A 16,211-nucleotide genomic window follows, 5' to 3' on the forward strand; every position below is an offset into this window, starting at 1 on the left:
CGACCGCGATCGGGAGGTTTCCCGGCCGCTGCCGTCGCTGTGGATCGTCGGCCGCACCGACGGCAACTACGGACAGATGACGAAGGCCCGGGACAAGGTGCTGGCCGCCTGGAAGCTGGGTGACGGCCGGGTGCTCGCGGACAACCCCGGCTACACGACGACCGAGTACGGCGGGCCGGGGCCGGTACTCCAGTTCTGGGCGCACAACTACTCCGCGCCCGATGCCGCAGTGCTGAAAGGCCATTGCATGCCGGGCGGCACGCACGCGAGCATGCTGCCGCTGCTGCCGGAATTCTGGGCCGGCACCAGCTGCGCGCCGACCGGGCCCGAACCCGTGTTCAGCGCCGGAGAGGTGGCGATGGATTTCTTCCTGGCCCATCCCCGGCAGCCCTGACCATCGCGGTCCGATTCGGCCGCGATGGCTCGTCGCGGGTGGTTCGATCCGAACCCTCGCGCCCTCGCGTGCCCGGTTTTTCGCGCTTGACGAGCACTTTTTATTCGAACAGTGAACACGGATTCGGGCGTGCCGTGCTCGCGATGACTAGGATTCCCGCACATGAGTTCGGAATTGCACGTGGACGTCTCCGGGGGAGTCGCCGTGCTCACGCTCAACCGGCCCGCCCAGCAGAATGCGCTCACTCCGGCCATGGCGTCGGAACTCGGTGCGGCGCTACGACGCTGCGACAACGATGATGCGATCGGTGCGGTCGTCATCACCGGGACGGCGCCGGCGTTCTGCGCGGGCGCGGATCTGTCATTGAAGGTCGGCGAGGTGAACGGCCTGATCGATCCGCCGCCCTTCCGCATTCGCAAACCGGTCATCGCCGCGGTGAACGGGCACGCGGTGGGGATCGGCCTGGAGATCGCGCTGCAGTGCGATCTGCGCTACCTGGCCCGCGACGCCGTCTACGGGCTGAACCAGGTGCGGCGCGGCGCGCTCGCCGACGGCTACGCGCACTGGACGCTGCCGCGGCTCGTCGGCAGCGCCAATGCCGCTGACCTGCTGCTCACCGGCCGCACCTTCGACGGCTACGAGGCCCGCGCGCTCGGCCTGGCCAATGGCGTCCTGGATGCCAGTGAGGTGCTGCCCACCGCGCTGGCCGTCGCCCACGACATCGCGCACGGCTCCGCCCCGCTGCCGGTGGCGCTGTCCAAGCGCCTGCTGTGGGAGGCCCCGACCATGACGCCGGAATCGGTGGGCCGTTTGGAAACCGAGCTCAACGACTACGTCGCCAAGAGCGCCGATGGCGGCGAGGGCGTGGCCGCGCTCAAGGATCGCCGTCAGCCCAAGTGGACCGGCAGCGTCAGCGCCGAATGGCCGGCCTGGGATGCCGTCACCGACGGCAAGCGCCCGACCCTGGACTAACCCCGGCCGCCCAGGATCATCAGCAGGTAGAGGAACGCGAAGAAGATCATGAAGAAGGTCCCCACGATCCCCGCGACGTAGCCGACCATCACCTGGGTGCGTCCGCCGAGCGCGCCGCCGGACGCATCGATCTCATTGAGCGCGCGCCGCCCCAGTACCCAGGCCATGGGCCCGGTGATCCCGCAGCAGAACAGGCTCAGCACCCCGAGCAGCAGCACGGTTGTCGCATAGTTGTGCTCGACCGGAGACCCGATGGGCTGCTGAGGAATGACCACCCGCCGATTTTACGGTCGCAACCCGGTTGCGAGCAGGGTGACGCGCGGAATTCATATAGCGGGGCAATTGATTTCGCGCGGGCCGGATGCCCCCGCCCGGCCCCTCCCTGACCGCCCGCCCCGTCATCCTGGCGCGTGCCCCCGCCCCGTCATCCCGGCGCGTGCCCCCGCCCCGTCATCCCGGCGCGTGCCCCCGCCCCGTCATCCCGGCGCGTGCCCCCGCCCCGTCATCCCGGCGCGCTTTTGGCCGGGATCCACACTGTCCGCCAACAACTTCCGGGTGTGGATTCCGGCCAAAAACATGCCGGAATGACGGGGTGACGGTCCCGTTGACGACGCCCGTTGACGACGCCCGTTGACGACGGGCTCGTTTCAGTTGCGGCGCTGCCGGGCGGCCTCGGCGAGGACCACACCGGCGGCGACAGAGGCGTTGAGCGACTCGACCGGGCCCGCCATCGGGATGCTGAGGATGGTGTCGCAGGTTTCGCGGACCAGGCGGGACAGGCCCTTGCCCTCGGAGCCGACGACGATGACAGTCGGTGCGCTGCCGTCGAATTCGTCGAGGGTGGTGTCGCCGCCCGCGTCCAGGCCCACGATCTGGTAACCCTTGTTGGCCCAATCCTTCAGCGTGCGAGTGAGATTCGTGGCGCGAGCCACGGGGAGCCGGGCCGCCGCACCCGCGCTGGTGCGCCACGCGACAGCGGTGACGCCCGCGCTGCGACGCTGCGGGATCACCACGCCCTGACCGCCGAACGCCGCCACCGAACGCACCACCGCGCCCAGATTGCGTGGGTCGGTGATGTTGTCCAGCGCCACCAGCAGGCCGGGCTCGCCGGCGGCGCGCGCCCGCTCCACCAGATCGTCCGGATGCGCGTACCGGTACGGCGGCACCTGCAGGGCCAGCCCCTGGTGCATCCCGTTGTGGCTCAGCTTGTCCAGGTCGGTGCGCGGCACCTCCAGGATCGAGATGCCGGTGTCGGCCGCGATCTTGACGGCCTCGGTGAGCCGGTCGTCGTTCTCGGTGCCCACGGCCACGTACAGCGCGGTCGCCGGAACTCCGGCGCGCAGGCACTCCACCACCGGATTGCGCCCGAGCACCAGCTCCGGCCCCTCCCCGTCCTTGCGGTTGACCGCGGGCCGCGCCGCATTGCGGGCGCGCGTGGTGGCGCTCTTGGCTTCCGCCTTGGCCTTCAGCTTCGCGCGCTTGGCGGCCGCGTGATAGACGCGATCCTCCGCCTTCGGGGTCGCGCCCTTGCCTTCGAGCCCGCGTCGCCGCTGCCCGCCCGAGCCGACCGTCTGCCCCTTCTTGCTGCCCGCCTTGCGGGTCGCGCCGCGTCGCTGCGAATTGCCTGCCATTACTTCGCCTTCCGTATCACGCGGTCGTCCCGCACTGAGTCCGGTCGCGGGAGAACCCGCGCTCCATCGATCATGCGGGAAACCTGCATCCGGTCGGCGCAGCAATCGGCTGCGCCCCTGTCGTTCCGTGCGTCACCGAGGTGACGCGCCATCTCGGCACACGACCGAGTGCTGTCGCCCGGCATCGGTGCCGGGCGGGTGGGTGTGATTCCGCCGGAGCGGAATCACACCGTCAATCCTTGGCGAGCGACCATTCCGCTCCCTCGGCAGTATCGGTCACCTCGATGCCCGCGGCCTTCAGGCGGTCGCGGACCGCGTCGGCGGTGGCCCAGTCCTTGGTGGCGCGGGCTTCCTGGCGGCGCAGCAGTTCGGCATTGATGAGCACGTCGAGGGCGTCCAGCGCGGACGACGAGTCGGCGGGGGTCACCCAGTGCGCGTCCAGCGGATCCACGCCGAGGATGCCGAGCATGGCCCGGACCTGACCCGCCAGCGTGCGCGCCTGCTCGAATTCGCCCGCCTCGACCGCCTTGTTGCCCTCGTGCACCAGCCGGTGAATCTCGGCCAGCGCCTTGGGAACCGCGAGGTCGTCATCGATCGCGTCCGCGAACCCCTGGGTCCACTCGCCGACCGGAACATCGCCGGCCCGCTCGGCCACCCGCTGCACGAAGGCTTCGATCCGCTGATACGCGGCCGCCGCCTCGGTGAGCGCCTGATCCGAGTACTCCAGCATGGACCGGTAGTGCGCGCTGCCCAGGTAGTAGCGCAGCTCGACCGCCCGCACGCCGACGCGTTCGAGCACATTGTTGATGGTCAGCACATTGCCCAGCGACTTGGACATCTTCTCGCCGCTCATGGTGACCCAGCCGTTGTGCAGCCAGTAGCGGGCGAACCCGTCTCCGGCGGCCTTGGACTGCGCGATCTCGTTCTCGTGATGCGGGAAGACCAGATCCATTCCACCGCAATGGATGTCGAATTCCGGTCCGAGATAGAACTCGGCCATGGCGGAGCATTCCAGATGCCAGCCTGGCCGGCCCGGACCCCACGGCGACGGCCATTTCGGCTCGCCCGGCTTGGCGGCCTTCCACAGCGTGAAGTCGCGCGGGTCCTTCTTGCCCAGCCCGGCGCTCTCGCCCTGGTGCACGTCGTCGAGCTTGTGCCCGGACAGCTGCCCGTAGTCGGGGTAGCTCAGCACGTCGAAGTAGACATTGCCCTCCGACGCGTAGGCGTGCCCCTTGTCGATGAGCCGCTGCATCAGCTCGACCATCTGCGTGATGTGCCCGGTGGCCCGCGGTTCCGCGGACGGCGGCAGCACGCCGAGGGTGTCGTAGGCGCGGTCGAAGGCGCGCTCGTGCGTGGTCGCCCACTCCCACCAGGGCCGGCCGTGCTCGGCGGCCTTGTTCAGGATCTTGTCGTCGATATCGGTGACATTGCGGATGAAGGCCACGTCGGAACCATTGGCGGCCAGCCAGCGTCGCAGCACGTCGAAGGCGACGCCGGAGCGCACATGGCCGATGTGGGGTTCACCCTGCACGGTCGCGCCACACAGGTACACCGAAGCGTGGCCGGGGACCAGCGGAACGAACTCACGCAGGGTCCGCGTCTCGGTGTCGAAAAGGCGCAGAGTCACGACAGGGCATCCTAGCTTGTGGGAAATGGCGGTTTACGGGCGGATACGGCTTTTCTCACAGCCGTACGACTGATTTATCGACGGCCGGTTCAGGACCGGCAACACAGCAGGGCGGTGGCAACCGCCGCCACGCCTTCGCCACGGCCGGTCAAACCGAGACCGTCGGTGGTGGTGCCGGAAACCGACACGGGAGCGCCGAGCAATTCGCCCAGTACCTCTTGCGCCTCGGCGCGGCGCGGCCCGATCTTGGGCCGATTGCCGATCACCTGTACAGAGGCATTGACGGTTGTATAGCCCTCTTGCTCTATGAGACGTCGCACTTCTTTGAGCATGGCCGCACCGGACACACCCTCCCATTCCGGGCGTCCGGTGCCGAAGATCGCGCCGACATCGCCGAGACCGGCGGCCGACAGCAGGGCGTCGCAGAGGGCGTGCGCGGCCACATCACCATCGGAATGTCCGGCGCAGCCGCTGTCCCCGTCGAAGAGCAGGCCCGCCATCCAGCAGGGGCGGCCCGGTTCGATCGGATGCACATCGCTGCCGATGCCGACGCGCAGCGCGGTGGGGTCGATCATCGTGTCGCCACCGCCTCCCTGGAATCCGCGGAATTCCCGCCCTGCGCCACAAGTGTATTGGCGAGCACGAGATCCAGGGGGGTCGTGATTTTGAAAGCCATCGCATCACCGGTCACGGTCTGCACGGTAGTGCCGAGCAATTCCACCAGGCCCGCGTCGTCGGTCGCCTGGGTGCCGGTCGCGTAGGCGGCGCGCAGCAATTCGGCGTCGAAGCCCTGCGGAGTCTGGATGGCGCGCAAGCCGGATCGGTCCGGGGTTCCGGTCACCGCGCCGGCGGCGTCCACGGATTTGATGGTGTCGCTCACCGGCAGGGCGGGCACCACGGCGAGCGCGCCCGCGCGCAGGGCATCGACCACGCGCGTGATCAGCGCGGGCGGGGTGAGGGCGCGGGCCGCGTCGTGCACGAGCACGAAGGCGGCGTCCGGAGCGGCGTCGAGTCCGGCGCGGACCGAATCCGTGCGCTCGGCGCCACCGGGAACCACATGCACCGGAGTAGGGGAGACCGGCAGCAGGGCGCGGGTCTCGTCGACGAGTTCGGCGGGCACCATAACCACAACCTCGTCGACGGACCCGGACGCGATGAGCCCCTGAACCGCCAGTGTGAGCATGGGACTGCCGCCGACGTGGACGAAGGCCTTGGGCTTGTTCTCACCCAGACGCACACCCATACCGGCGGCAGGCACCAGCGCTACGACACGGCTCGCGCCGTGTGTGTTGCTCACGGTCAGGAAGCCGCGGCGAGAACCTCGTCGAGCAGGGTCTCGGCTTTCACGTCGTCGGTGCCTTCGGCGAGCGCGAGCTCACCGACGAGGATCTGGCGCGCCTTGGCCAGCATCCGCTTCTCACCGGCGGACAGGCCGCGGTCCTGCTCACGACGCCACAGGTCGCGGACGACCTCGGCCACCTTGTTCACATCGCCGGAGGCGAGCTTCTCGAGGTTGGCCTTGTAGCGGCGGGACCAGTTGGTCGGCTCCTCGGTGTGGGGAGCGCGCAGCACCTGGAAGACTCGGTCCAAGCCCTCCTGGCCGACGACATCGCGGACGCCCACGTACTCGGCGTTCTCCGCGGGAACCCGAACGGTCAGGTCGCCTTGAGCGACCTTCAGGACCAGATACTCCTTTTGTACACCCTTGATGGTGCGGGTTTCGATAGCTTCGATCAGCGCCGCTCCGTGGTGGGGGTAAACGACGGTGTCTCCGACCTTAAAAATCATGTGTCCCGTGCCCCTTTCGATGTTCACAGTTTAACATGCGACTCGGTAACGGCGCGATCAACGGCGCAGGTCAGGGCCACAACGAGCCAGCGGCGGGGGTTGACAGAACGCGAATCGTGTGCATCTTGTTGTGGCATAACGGGATAGCGCTCTGCAATGTTCTCGCGCATATGCGACCGCCTTCATCGCATACGCAATCAGGCACTGCGCAATTTGCGCGCATCGACTGAAAATCGCAACACCCCTCAACGGGGGCCGGGGGCAGCGCCCCGATTCCGGGGGGTCCGGGGGCGGAGGCCCCGGGGAGGAAACGCCGTCCCCCGCGCAAGGCGTGGGAACCGACGCATTACTCTCATTGACTACTACTCTCCATAGTGGAGTTAGCCCGGTCGACATGGAGGACAACCCGTGACTGCCCTGAAAGCCACCACTGCGTCCAAGGCGCGTCGGAGTGCCGTGACAGTTGCAGCACTCGCGGCCGGCGCGGTGCTCACCCTGTCGGGCTGTGGCGCCGGACAGATCTCTCAGACGGCGGACCAGGTCGCGGCCGTCAACGGCAACGGCGCGGACGTCGGCCAGGTGGCGCTGCGCGATGTGCGATTCCTGCTGCCGCAGAACGAGGAATACCGCAATGCCAAGGGCGGCAAGGCCGTTCTGGCCTTCAGCGCCGTCAACTTCAGCGAAGGCACCACCGACAAGCTGGTCAGCATCAAGACCGAGCTGGGCGAGGTGACCATCAAGGGCAGCAACGAGATCAAGCCGCAGGCGACGCTCGTGTCCGACCTGTCCACCGCCGCCGTCGAGGAGCACGGCGCCCCCGCCGACTCGCACGGAGCCGACTCGCACGGCGCGACCACCAGCGCCCCCGCCGCCCCGGCCGCCGATCAGGCCGCCGACCCGAACAAGGCCCCGGTCCTGATCGAGGTCACCGGCCTCACCAAGGACGTCACCGCCGGCCTGACCTACCCGGTCACCTTCAACTTCGAGAAGGCCGGCACCGTCGTGGTCAACGTCCCGGTCGACGCCGGGCCGGACCTCGAGCGCAAGGAGTCCCCGAACGCCGGCGCCGCCGAGGAGCACAAGGGCGGCGGCCACTGAGCCCCCACTGAAAACCCTTCCACCGCACCCGCTTCGGACCACCGAGGCGGGTGCGGTCGTTTCAGCACCCCAAGAAACAAGCGCGAACCCGCCCGGAACGAAGCGGAGGGCAAAATGTCACCGCGCGTCGCTAGGCTGCCGGGCGTGGCCAAGGTGAAATCGCTGTACCGGTGTGCGGATTGCGCGCACGAGGTCGCCAAGTGGGTCGGGCGGTGTCCCTCGTGCGGCGGGTGGGGGACCATCGAGGAGTCGGTGTCGTCGTCGGCGGCGGTGGCCGTGGGGCGGCGGGCGATGCTGCCGAGCACGGCGGCCGCGCCCATTTCGACGATCGATTCGCAGACCACGCAGGCGCGCTCCACGGGTGTGTCGGAGTTGGACCGGGTGCTGGGCGGGGGCATCGTGCCCGGGTCGGTGGTGCTGCTGTCGGGCGAGCCGGGGGTCGGCAAGTCGACGCTGTTGCTCGAGGTGGCGCATCGGTGGGCGCGGGCGCGCGGCGAGATCGCGCTGTACGTGACGGCGGAGGAGTCCGCCGGGCAGGTGCGGCTGCGGGCCGACCGCACCGGGGCCGTGCACGAAAAGGTCTATCTGGCAGCCGAATCCGATCTCGCCACGATTCTCGGGCACGTCGAGCAGGTGCGCCCGACGCTGCTGGTGGTGGACTCGGTGCAGACCATGATCGCCCACGACGCCGACGGCGTGATCGGCGGCGTCACCCAGGTGCGCTCGGTGACGGCCGCGCTCACCTCGCTGGCCAAGGCAAGCGGCGTCTCGGTGCTGCTGGTCGGTCACGTCACCAAGGACGGCGCGGTCGCGGGCCCGCGCACGCTCGAGCATCTGGTGGACGTGGTGCTGCAGTTCGAGGGCGACAAGCATTCCTCACTGCGCATGGTGCGCGGCATCAAGAACCGTTTCGGCAGCACCGACGAGGTGGGCTGCTTCGAGATGCGCGAGGCCGGAATCGCCTGTGTGGACGACCCTTCGGGCCTGTTCCTGCACCATCGCGGCGACGCGGTCCCCGGCACCGCCGTCACCGTGGCCATGGACGGCAAGCGTCCCATGCTCGGCGAGGTGCAGGGCCTCACCGTCGACACCCAGGCCCCCGCTCCCCGCCGCGCGGTGAGCGGCCTCGACTTCAACCGTGTCGCAATGGTTCTGGCGGTCCTGCAGAGCCGCGGCGGCGTCTACGTCGGCAAGCAGGACGTGTACGCGGCCACCGTCGGCGGCATGCGCCTCACCGAACCCGCCGCGGATCTGGCCGTGGCCCTTGCCATCGCGTCCGCCAGCATGGACCGCGCCCTCCCCAGCGGCATGGTCGTGCTCGGCGAGGTCGGTCTCGCGGGCGAGGTGCGCCAGGTGACGGGCCTGACCCGCCGCCTCGCCGAGGCCGAACGCCTGGGCTTCACCGAAGCGCTCGTCCCGCCCGGCGTCGAACGCACCGGCCGCAATATGACTGTGCGTGAGGTCTCCGATCTCGGTGCGGCCCTGTCCATCACCGGCCTGCGGGCACGCCGTCGGCCGCGCACGGACGTGGCCGAGATGGCGGAGTAGAGCCGGTCCTGAAACGTGCGGAACTTCTGGCGACATGCTCGGGCATGGCCGCCGCCGAGGCCGCTCGGTACGGGTGATCGAATGAGGGGGGAGAGGATCGACGAGGAGGCCGCTGCGGCGGCGTGACGCGAAGGTGGTCCGATGACGGTCGGGGGATCGAGTTGGCTACGCCGTGGGATGGGCACGTAATGGCCGGGCGCTGGATGAGCGGGCTGCTGGGCCGTTCGGGGACGCTGTCCTCGCGCGGCGGTGATACTGCCGCGCTGCAGGAGTTTCCGGTGGAGGCCGAGCGGGATGTGATCGCGCGGCTGGTGCCGGGCACGCAGCTGCGGGACGGCATCGACCGGATTCTGCTGGCGGGTACGGGCGGGCTGGTGGTGCTCGGCTACGACGAGCGGGTGGAGCGGATCTGCGACGGCGGCTTCGAACTGGATGTGGAGTTCGCGCCGACGCGGTTGCGGGAACTGTCGAAAATGGATGGGGCCGTGGTGCTCTCCACCGACGGGTCGCGGATCGTGCGGGCCAATGTGCATCTGGTGCCGGATCCGGCGCTGCCCACGGTGGAGTCGGGGACCCGGCACAAGGCGGCCGAGCGCACTGCCGCGCAGACCGGATACCCGGTGGTGTCGGTGAGCGCCTCGACCGGGCTGGTGACCGTATACGTCGGTGGCGCACGGCATCTCGTGCAGCCGTCGGCGATCATCCTGACGCGGGCCAATCAGGCCATGGCCACGCTGCAGCGGTATCGGTCGCGGCTGGACGAGGTGACGCGGCGGTTGTCGGCCCTCGAGGTGGAGGATCTGGCGGCGCTGCGCGATGTGCTCACGGTGGTGCACTGCCTCGAGCTCATGCGGCGCACGGCGGGTGAGATCGAGCAGGATGTGCTGGAGCTCGGCGTGGACGGCCGCCAGTTGGCCCTGCAATTGAGCGAATTGATCGCCGACACCGAGAATCTGCGCCGCCTGCTGGTGCGCGACTATCTGGTCGGTGAGGCGGCGGGTGAGGCGCAGGTGGATCGCGCCCTCGCCCGGCTGGACGCGCTGGCCGAGCCGGATCTGCTGGAGCTGGCGAATCTGGCTCCGCCCCTGGGCTATCCGGCCACGCTGGAGGCCCTGGACACCGCGGTCGGCCCGCGCGGTTACCGGCTGATCGCTCAGATTCCGCGCGTGCCCTTCCGCAGGGTCGAACCCCTGGTGGCCAATTTCGGGACGCTACGCGCGCTGCTGGAGGCCGCGCAGGCCGATCTGGAGGACGTGGACGGCGTGAACGCCCAACTGGCGCGCCGCATTCGGGAGGGCCTCGCGCGATTGAGCGAGCACGGCTACGCCTGAGTTTGCACCGTCATTCCGGCATGCTTTTGGCCGGAATCCACAGAGTGGGGCACGCTATCCGTGTCGATCCCGGCCAAAAGCGCGCCGGGATGACGAGGCCGCGCCGGGATGGCAGGGACCGCGATCAGGCGATGTTGAACGGCTCCGGGTTGCTGCGGACCGAACCCAGTTGGGCCGTGACCACATACGCGCCCGCGGGCACCGGCACGCGTTCGCCCGCGCAGCTCGGCTGGGAGGAGGTTCCGGTCCAGGTGACCCGGAAGAAAGCCTGCTGGCCGGCGGTCAGGGTGCGCAGGTCGGAGGGGCCCTCCGGGTAGCAGTCGGTGCTGGCCCACATGCGGCGCTGGCCGTCCAGGGATTGCACCGTGACCTGCTGCAGGGCGCTGCCCATATCGCGTTCGCAGGTGGCGCTGGAGATATTGGTGATGACGATGCCGAACACCGGCTGCTCGCCCGCCTTGTAGGTGGGCTGCTCCGGATTCACCTTCACCGCCAGCGACTGATCCGGGCACTGCTTGTTCTGCCCGGCCGGCGCGGCGCTGGCGCTGACGCTCGTACCCGACGGGTTGGCGCCACTGGATTCCGGTGCGCCGGAGGAGCTTCCGGCCGGTTTGTGCGTGGCCGACGTCGTGGTCTTCGCCCCGTCGGCCTTGTTGTCGTCACCGCCGCCGCGCAGCACGGCGAAGGCGATCCAGAGCACCAGTGCGAGCGCGACCGCCAGCACACCGATCGCGAGCAGGCGACGGCGCCAGTAGATTTCCGGCGGCAGTGGTCCATTCGGTTCCAGCACGGTGACAACGGTAAGGGCACGGTCCGGTGCACCCGGCGCAGGGTCTCGGCGTGTCGGACGTGAAAAGCCCTACCCGCCGGGTACATTTCGCAGCTTCGCCCCGCGACCGGGGGATCAGACGATTTCGCCGATATTGCCGATGACGCGGTGCAGCTTGATCTGACCTTCGGCGAGGTTGTAGGTGACGCAGGCGATGGCGCACTCGCCGGTGGCGACGCGCTGGGAGATGATCATCGACCGCTGCATGAGCAGGCGAGCGGTCTCCTCGACGTGGCGGGCCTCGAGCTCGTCGACGGAGCTGAGCCCTTCGCGGCGGCCGAGCAGGATGGACGGGGTGACGCGTTCGACGACGCTGCGAATGAACCCGCCGGGCACATTGCCGTTGTCGAGAGCGTCGATGGTGGCGTGCACCGCGCCGCAGGTGTCGTGGCCGAGCACCACGATCAGCGGCACATTGAGGACGTGCACGCCGTACTCGATGGATCCGAGCACGGAGGAGTCGATGACATGGCCGGCCGTGCGGACCACGAACATCTCGCCCAGGCCCTGGTCGAAGACGATCTCGGCGGCCACGCGGGAGTCGCCGCAACCGAAGAGAATGGCCGAGGGCTGCTGGCCTTTGCTGAGCCTGGCCCGGTCGGCGGCGCCCTGGCTAGGGTGCTGCAACGTGCCGTTGACGAAGCGCTCGTTGCCTTCACGCAGGGCTTTCCAGGCACTGATCGGGTTGGAATGCGGCATGCGTCCCATTTTCCATAGAGGTTCGGTTACCGGCGAGTCCGTGAAGTTACGGTCCGGCAAAGACGGACTGGCACCGGCCGCTGACCGGTGGTGAGTCCGGATCTCGCGGACGCCGTCACCGTACCTGTAGCGACAACTGATTTCGTAAGATGCGGGTAACTCGTCGGCCGGGGAGGCGGAATTCTTGGACAGCGACACGCTCATCGACTGGTACGGCGAAACCGCCCGCGATCTCCCGTGGCGGCGGCCGGAAGTCACCGCCTGGCAGATTCTGATGAGCGAAATCATGTTGCAGCAGACACCTGTGGTCCGCGTCGAACCGATCTGGCGGGAATGGGTGGCCCGCTGGCCGGTGCCCTCCGCCATGGCCGCCGCCCCGCAGGGTGAGGTGCTGCGGGCCTGGGGCAAGCTCGGTTACCCGCGCCGCGCGCTGCGCCTGCACGAGTGCGCCCAGGTGCTGGCTCGCGATCACGGTGACGAGGTGCCCACGGATGTGGATGTGCTGCTGAGCCTCCCGGGCATCGGCGCGTACACCGCCCGCGCCGTGGCGTGTTTCGCCTACGGTCAGCGAGTCCCGGTGGTGGACACCAATGTTCGCCGCGTCGTGGCGCGCGCCGTGCACGGCAAGGCCGAGGCGGGCAATCCGGCAGCCCGCGACCTCACCGAAACCGAGGCCCTGCTCCCGGCCCGCGTCGACCGCGCGGCGGTCTTCTCGGCCGCTCTCATGGAATTGGGCGCGACCGTCTGCACCGCCCGCAATCCGGACTGCGCGCGCTGCCCGCTCCCGGCCTGTGCGTGGGTCGCGGCGGGCCGCCCGGCGTCGGAAGTGGTGCGCCGCGTGCAGAAGTACGAGGGCACCGACCGTCAGGCCCGCGGCCGCCTCCTCGACGTGCTGCGTGACGCGCACGGGCCGGTGGAGCGCGTCCTGCTCGATCTTGCCTGGACGCGCGATCCGGGTCAGCGCGCCCGCGCACTCGACTCACTGCTGGTGGACGGCCTCATCGAGCAGACCGCCGACGGCCTGTTCGCACTCGCGGGCGAGGGCGGCACGGTCTCCTGAACCCGGAAGCGCACCCCGCACAAGGCAGGACGAGGGGACGTCGCCTTGGACGGGGTGCGCGCGGGCATGATCTGCGGCCCCTCACGCCGCAGATCGCAGACCTCGGACGCGGTGTGCGGCGCGTGCCGAGGCCGAGCTGTGGGGATCGGTCAGGCTGGAACGAGCGCCTTGCGGCGGTTGCGGGTGCGCGAACCGATCAGCCGGCACACCAGGTAGATGGTGAACGAGATGGTGGTGACGAAGGTCGAGATCGGCACGCCGGGCGCGAGGGACAGCAGGATGCCGCCCACCGCCGCGGTTTCGGCGAACACGATCGCGAGAACCGTTGCGCGGACCGGGTTCGCGGTGAGCTGGGCCGCTGCCGCAGCCGGGGTGATGAGCAGCGACAGCACCAGCAGCGCACCGACGATCTGCACGCCGAAGGCCGCGGTGACGCCGAGCAGCACGGCGAACACGATGGACAGCGCCCGCACCGGAACTCCGCGCGCCACCGCCACTTCCGGGTCGGAGCTGGCGAACAGCAGCGGCCGGTAGATGGCCGCGAGCACGATCAGCACGGCGGCGGTGCAGGTGGCGAGCAGGCTCAGCCCGCTGTAACCGACGCTGGCCACCTGCCCGGTGAGCAGCGAGAACTTCGAGCCCGCCCGCTCGGGGCCGAGCCAGAGGAACAGCACCGACAGGCCGAGCCCGAAGGACAGCACCACGGCGATGACCGAATCGCGTTCGCGCGCACGGTTTCCCAGCACGCCGAACAGCACGGCCGCCACCACGGAGCCGATGATCGCCCCCATCCCGACGCCGATTCCCGCGAGCAGCGCCGCCGCCGCGCCGGTGAGCGACAGTTCGCTGGTGCCGTGCACCGCGAACGACATCTGCCGCGAAATGATCAGCGGGCCGATGGCTCCCGCGAGCAGGCCCAGCAGCGCGGCCGCGATCACGGCCTGCTGCACGAAGTCGTAGGACAGCAGATTCGCGGTGGTGGAGAAGTCCAGCATCTTCGTCAGGACGCCGGAGAGCTTGTCGTTCATGCCCGGACCTCGTCGTCGCCGTGGCAGTGCCCGCCGGCGGTGCCGAGCGCGTCCATGACGTCGCCGGTGCCGACGACCACGAGCCGCCCGCGTACCCGCAGCACGTCGACCTGGGTGCCGTACAGCTCGGACAGCACCTCGGAGGTCATGACCTCGTCGGGCGTGCCGATCCGGAACTTGCCGTCGACCAGGTAGAGCACCCGATCCACCAGCGGCAGAATGGGATTGATCTCGTGTGTCACGAACAGCACGGCGGTGTCGTGTGAGTGCCGCCGCTGGTCGATGAGTTCGGACACGAGGCGCTGATTGGCGAGGTCGAGGCTGAGCAGCGGTTCGTCGCAGAGCAGGACGCGCGGATCGCCGACCAGGGCCTGCGCGACGCGTAGTCGCTGCTGTTCACCGCCGGACAGCACGTCCACTGGTGAGTCGGCGAATTTCTCCGCCCCCACGGCTGTAATGGCTTCCGCCACTTTTCTTTTGCGTTCCTTGCGCCCGCGCAGTCCGAGTCCCCAGCGGTGCCCGTCCACGCCGAGTCCGACCAGATCGACGCCGCGCAATTGCACTCCGGCGTCGAAGGTCTTCTGCTGCGGGACATATCCGATATCGGGATTCCCCGCGCGCGCGGGTTTTCCGGCGATTTCGGCGGCGCCGCCGCTGAGCGAATTCTGGCCGAGCAACACTTTCAGCAGCGAGGTTTTCCCGGATCCGTTGGGCCCCAAGACCGCAATGAATTCTCCGGGCTGAATTTCCAGATCCAGTCCCTGCCACAGGGTTCGGTCGCCGAACGCCAGTCGCGCGTTCGACAGCCGGACCGCGGGCGCGCTGTCGGCGGTGGCCGGCGCGGCTTCCGCGCGGCTTGCGGTCGCCGTTGAAACCTGTCCGTTCACAGGCATATTCATGTCGCCGAGGTGTGCGCTGATTCCCGTCGTGTCGACGAGGGCTGGTTTCGGGTTCATGGTGGTGCTCCCGGTGTTGGCAGCGGGGTTCGACCGCGGGGTGGCGGACGCCTGCCGGGGGCGTGCTGCGGTGCGGAGATTCAGCGCGACCCCTTCCTTCGATTCGACGGTGGCAGGCATCGGGTGCGGTTACCCCAGCGCCTTGGCGAGGGCCTGGGCGTTGGCGGTCATCCACTGCACGTAGGTCTGGCCCTCGGGGAGGGTCTCGGTGACGTTCACGACCGGGATGCCGGCGGACTCGGCGGTTTTGCGCAGGTCCTCGGTGATCTTGCTCTCGGTCTGGATGTTGTAGACGAGGGCGCGAACCTGCTTGCCGTTCAACAGGTCCCGTACGGCGGCGACATCGGCCGGGGCCGGATCGGTCTCCTGCTCGACGGCCTCCTGGAAGCCGTGCGGGGTGCGGTCGTCGGCCTTGGCGGCGAGCAGCATGTAGTAGGCGAGCGGCTCGGTCTGCAGGACCGGCTGGTTCGGGTGCTCGGCGGCGATCTTGGTGGTGACGGCCTCGATGGCGGTCAGCTGGGCGGCGAAGTCTGCGGCGCGCTTGGCGTAGTCGTCCTTGTGCGCGGGATCGATCTCGCCGAGCTGTTCGGCGATGTGCTCGGCGACCTCACCGGCGACGTGCACGTCGTACCAGACGTGCTCGTTGCCGTGCTCGTGATCGTGGCCGCCGGTGGTGGCGGGCGCGGCGGTGGTGGTGGCGCCGTGTTCGTGCGAGTCCTCGCCGGCGATCTCGACCGCGTTCACGTTCCGCTTGTTCTTGCCCGCGATGGCCTTGTCGATGAACTCGTCGTAGCCGCCGCCGTTGTAGACGACGAGTTCGGCGTCGCTGATCTTGGCCGCGTCGACGGGGGATAGTTCGAACGAGTGCGGGTCGGCGCTCGGGTCGTTGATGATCGACTCGACCTTCACGTCGGAGCCCGCGACGGTCCGGGCGATATCGCCCCAGACGTTGGTGGACGCCACGACGGTCAGCTCATCGGATCCGCTCTTGCCACCGCACGCGGTGAGAGTAGCGACAGCGGCAAGCCCTGCGGCGAAGCAGGCGAATCCTCGAGCAAGTCTGGCGGTCACGCGGGGCACTCCTGAACTGAACAGCACTATCCAAAACGAAAACGATTGCCATTTGAATGTAGCGCACCCGTCCAGGTCGAACGAATTCCGACTGCCCGGTGTGGTGCTTGACACCCCTCAGTGAGGCCGGGAGGGAGGGGGAGTGCGAGAGCGGGACGCACGCGGGGCGAATATGGGTG

17 protein-coding genes are annotated in these 16,211 nt (G+C 69.0%); 6 read left to right on the top strand and 11 right to left on the bottom strand.

What is annotated here, in order from left to right:
- Nucleotides 1-76 precede the first annotated feature (76 nt).
- Nucleotides 77-394 carry a hypothetical protein gene (locus H0264_RS03590; protein ID WP_181582638.1) on the top strand — a complete coding sequence of 106 codons (318 nt, stop codon included), beginning with the start codon at nt 77-79 and terminating at the stop codon, nt 392-394.
- Between the two features lie 162 nt (nt 395-556).
- Entirely contained in the window at nt 557-1,366 is an 810-nt protein-coding gene (locus H0264_RS03595) for an enoyl-CoA hydratase/isomerase family protein (RefSeq protein ID WP_181582639.1), read from the top strand.
- Here H0264_RS03595 and H0264_RS03600 read toward each other — a convergent pair.
- The 6 genes from H0264_RS03600 to carD all read right to left on the bottom strand — a co-directional run bounded on the left by H0264_RS03600 (nt 1,363) and on the right by carD (nt 6,412).
- Entirely contained in the window at nt 1,363-1,641 is a 279-nt protein-coding gene (locus tag H0264_RS03600) for a DUF4190 domain-containing protein (protein WP_181582640.1), read from the bottom strand. The genes H0264_RS03595 and H0264_RS03600 overlap by 4 nt on opposite strands.
- Nucleotides 1,642-2,013: 372 nt before the next feature.
- Nucleotides 2,014-2,997, bottom strand: a complete 984-nt coding sequence (gene rlmB, locus H0264_RS03605; protein WP_181582641.1) for a 23S rRNA (guanosine(2251)-2'-O)-methyltransferase RlmB — start codon at nt 2,995-2,997, stop codon at nt 2,014-2,016.
- Between the two features lie 232 nt (nt 2,998-3,229).
- Entirely contained in the window at nt 3,230-4,624 is a 1,395-nt protein-coding gene (gene cysS / locus H0264_RS03610) for a cysteine--tRNA ligase (protein WP_181582642.1), read from the bottom strand.
- 89 nt (nt 4,625-4,713) lie between these two features.
- Nucleotides 4,714-5,181 carry a 2-C-methyl-D-erythritol 2,4-cyclodiphosphate synthase gene (gene ispF / locus H0264_RS03615; RefSeq protein ID WP_181585268.1) on the bottom strand — a complete coding sequence of 156 codons (468 nt, stop codon included), beginning with the start codon at nt 5,179-5,181 and terminating at the stop codon, nt 4,714-4,716.
- Between the two features lie 14 nt (nt 5,182-5,195).
- Nucleotides 5,196-5,921, bottom strand: a complete 726-nt coding sequence (gene ispD / locus H0264_RS03620) for a 2-C-methyl-D-erythritol 4-phosphate cytidylyltransferase (protein ID WP_181582643.1) — start codon at nt 5,919-5,921, stop codon at nt 5,196-5,198.
- A gap of 2 nt (nt 5,922-5,923) precedes the next feature.
- The gene (gene carD, locus H0264_RS03625; RefSeq protein ID WP_019931623.1) at nt 5,924-6,412 is read right to left on the bottom strand and encodes an RNA polymerase-binding transcription factor CarD; all 489 of its coding nucleotides are present in this window, start codon (nt 6,410-6,412) and stop codon (nt 5,924-5,926) included.
- 456 nt (nt 6,413-6,868) lie between these two features.
- Between carD and H0264_RS03630 the strand changes: the two genes are divergently transcribed.
- The 3 genes from H0264_RS03630 (at nt 6,869) to disA (ending at nt 10,389) form a co-directional block, all read left to right on the top strand.
- On the top strand, nt 6,869-7,510 hold the full coding sequence (locus H0264_RS03630; RefSeq protein WP_231083932.1) for a copper chaperone PCu(A)C domain-containing protein: 642 nt from the start codon (nt 6,869-6,871) through the stop codon (nt 7,508-7,510).
- 144 nt (nt 7,511-7,654) lie between these two features.
- Complete coding sequence (radA, locus tag H0264_RS03635) at nt 7,655-9,058, top strand: DNA repair protein RadA (protein WP_181582645.1); 1,404 nt, start codon at nt 7,655-7,657, stop codon at nt 9,056-9,058.
- Between the two features lie 188 nt (nt 9,059-9,246).
- Nucleotides 9,247-10,389, top strand: a complete 1,143-nt coding sequence (disA, locus tag H0264_RS03640) for a DNA integrity scanning diadenylate cyclase DisA (protein WP_231083933.1) — start codon at nt 9,247-9,249, stop codon at nt 10,387-10,389.
- A 124-nt stretch (nt 10,390-10,513) separates the two neighbouring features.
- Here disA and H0264_RS03645 read toward each other — a convergent pair whose 3' ends face one another.
- Together H0264_RS03645 and H0264_RS03650 are read right to left on the bottom strand one after the other, a co-directional pair.
- Nucleotides 10,514-11,179, bottom strand: coding sequence for a hypothetical protein (locus H0264_RS03645; protein WP_181582646.1), 666 nt, complete (start codon nt 11,177-11,179; stop codon nt 10,514-10,516).
- 114 nt (nt 11,180-11,293) lie between these two features.
- Complete coding sequence (locus H0264_RS03650; protein ID WP_181582647.1) at nt 11,294-11,917, bottom strand: carbonic anhydrase; 624 nt, start codon at nt 11,915-11,917, stop codon at nt 11,294-11,296.
- Nucleotides 11,918-12,101: 184 nt separating this feature from the next.
- On the opposite strand from H0264_RS03650, the gene H0264_RS03655 reads away from it, so the two are divergent.
- Nucleotides 12,102-12,977 carry an HhH-GPD family protein gene (locus H0264_RS03655; protein ID WP_244976096.1) on the top strand — a complete coding sequence of 292 codons (876 nt, stop codon included), beginning with the start codon at nt 12,102-12,104 and terminating at the stop codon, nt 12,975-12,977.
- Nucleotides 12,978-13,126: 149 nt separating this feature from the next.
- Here H0264_RS03655 and H0264_RS03660 read toward each other — a convergent pair whose 3' ends face one another.
- The 3 genes from H0264_RS03660 to H0264_RS03670 all read right to left on the bottom strand — a co-directional run bounded on the left by H0264_RS03660 (nt 13,127) and on the right by H0264_RS03670 (nt 16,032).
- Nucleotides 13,127-14,005 (bottom strand): metal ABC transporter permease, encoded by an 879-nt coding sequence (locus H0264_RS03660; protein WP_181582648.1) that lies wholly within the window; start codon nt 14,003-14,005, stop codon nt 13,127-13,129.
- Nucleotides 14,002-14,898, bottom strand: a complete 897-nt coding sequence (locus H0264_RS03665; protein ID WP_181585271.1) for a metal ABC transporter ATP-binding protein — start codon at nt 14,896-14,898, stop codon at nt 14,002-14,004. The genes H0264_RS03660 and H0264_RS03665 overlap by 4 nt, the downstream gene beginning before the upstream one ends.
- A gap of 192 nt (nt 14,899-15,090) precedes the next feature.
- The gene (locus tag H0264_RS03670; RefSeq protein WP_181582649.1) at nt 15,091-16,032 is read right to left on the bottom strand and encodes a metal ABC transporter solute-binding protein, Zn/Mn family; all 942 of its coding nucleotides are present in this window, start codon (nt 16,030-16,032) and stop codon (nt 15,091-15,093) included.
- Nucleotides 16,033-16,211: the final 179 nt, after the last annotated feature.

The organism is Nocardia huaxiensis (genome assembly GCF_013744875.1).
GTDB lineage: Bacteria > Actinomycetota > Actinomycetes > Mycobacteriales > Mycobacteriaceae > Nocardia > Nocardia huaxiensis.

Excerpts from the sequence above, each read along its gene's own strand:
- H0264_RS03590 (WP_181582638.1), top strand. The coding sequence starts at position 77 with ATGACGAAGGCCCGGGACAAGGTGCTGGCCGCCTGGAAGCTGGGTGAC.
- H0264_RS03595 (WP_181582639.1), top strand. The coding sequence starts at position 557 with ATGAGTTCGGAATTGCACGTGGACGTCTCCGGGGGAGTCGCCGTGCTC.
- rlmB (WP_181582641.1), bottom strand. The coding sequence starts at position 2,997 with ATGGCAGGCAATTCGCAGCGACGCGGCGCGACCCGCAAGGCGGGCAGC.
- carD (WP_019931623.1), bottom strand. The coding sequence starts at position 6,412 with ATGATTTTTAAGGTCGGAGACACCGTCGTTTACCCCCACCACGGAGCG.
- disA (WP_231083933.1), top strand. The coding sequence starts at position 9,247 with ATGGCCGGGCGCTGGATGAGCGGGCTGCTGGGCCGTTCGGGGACGCTG.
- H0264_RS03650 (WP_181582647.1), bottom strand. The coding sequence starts at position 11,917 with ATGCCGCATTCCAACCCGATCAGTGCCTGGAAAGCCCTGCGTGAAGGC.
- H0264_RS03660 (WP_181582648.1), bottom strand. The coding sequence starts at position 14,005 with ATGAACGACAAGCTCTCCGGCGTCCTGACGAAGATGCTGGACTTCTCC.
- H0264_RS03665 (WP_181585271.1), bottom strand. The coding sequence starts at position 14,898 with ATGCCTGTGAACGGACAGGTTTCAACGGCGACCGCAAGCCGCGCGGAA.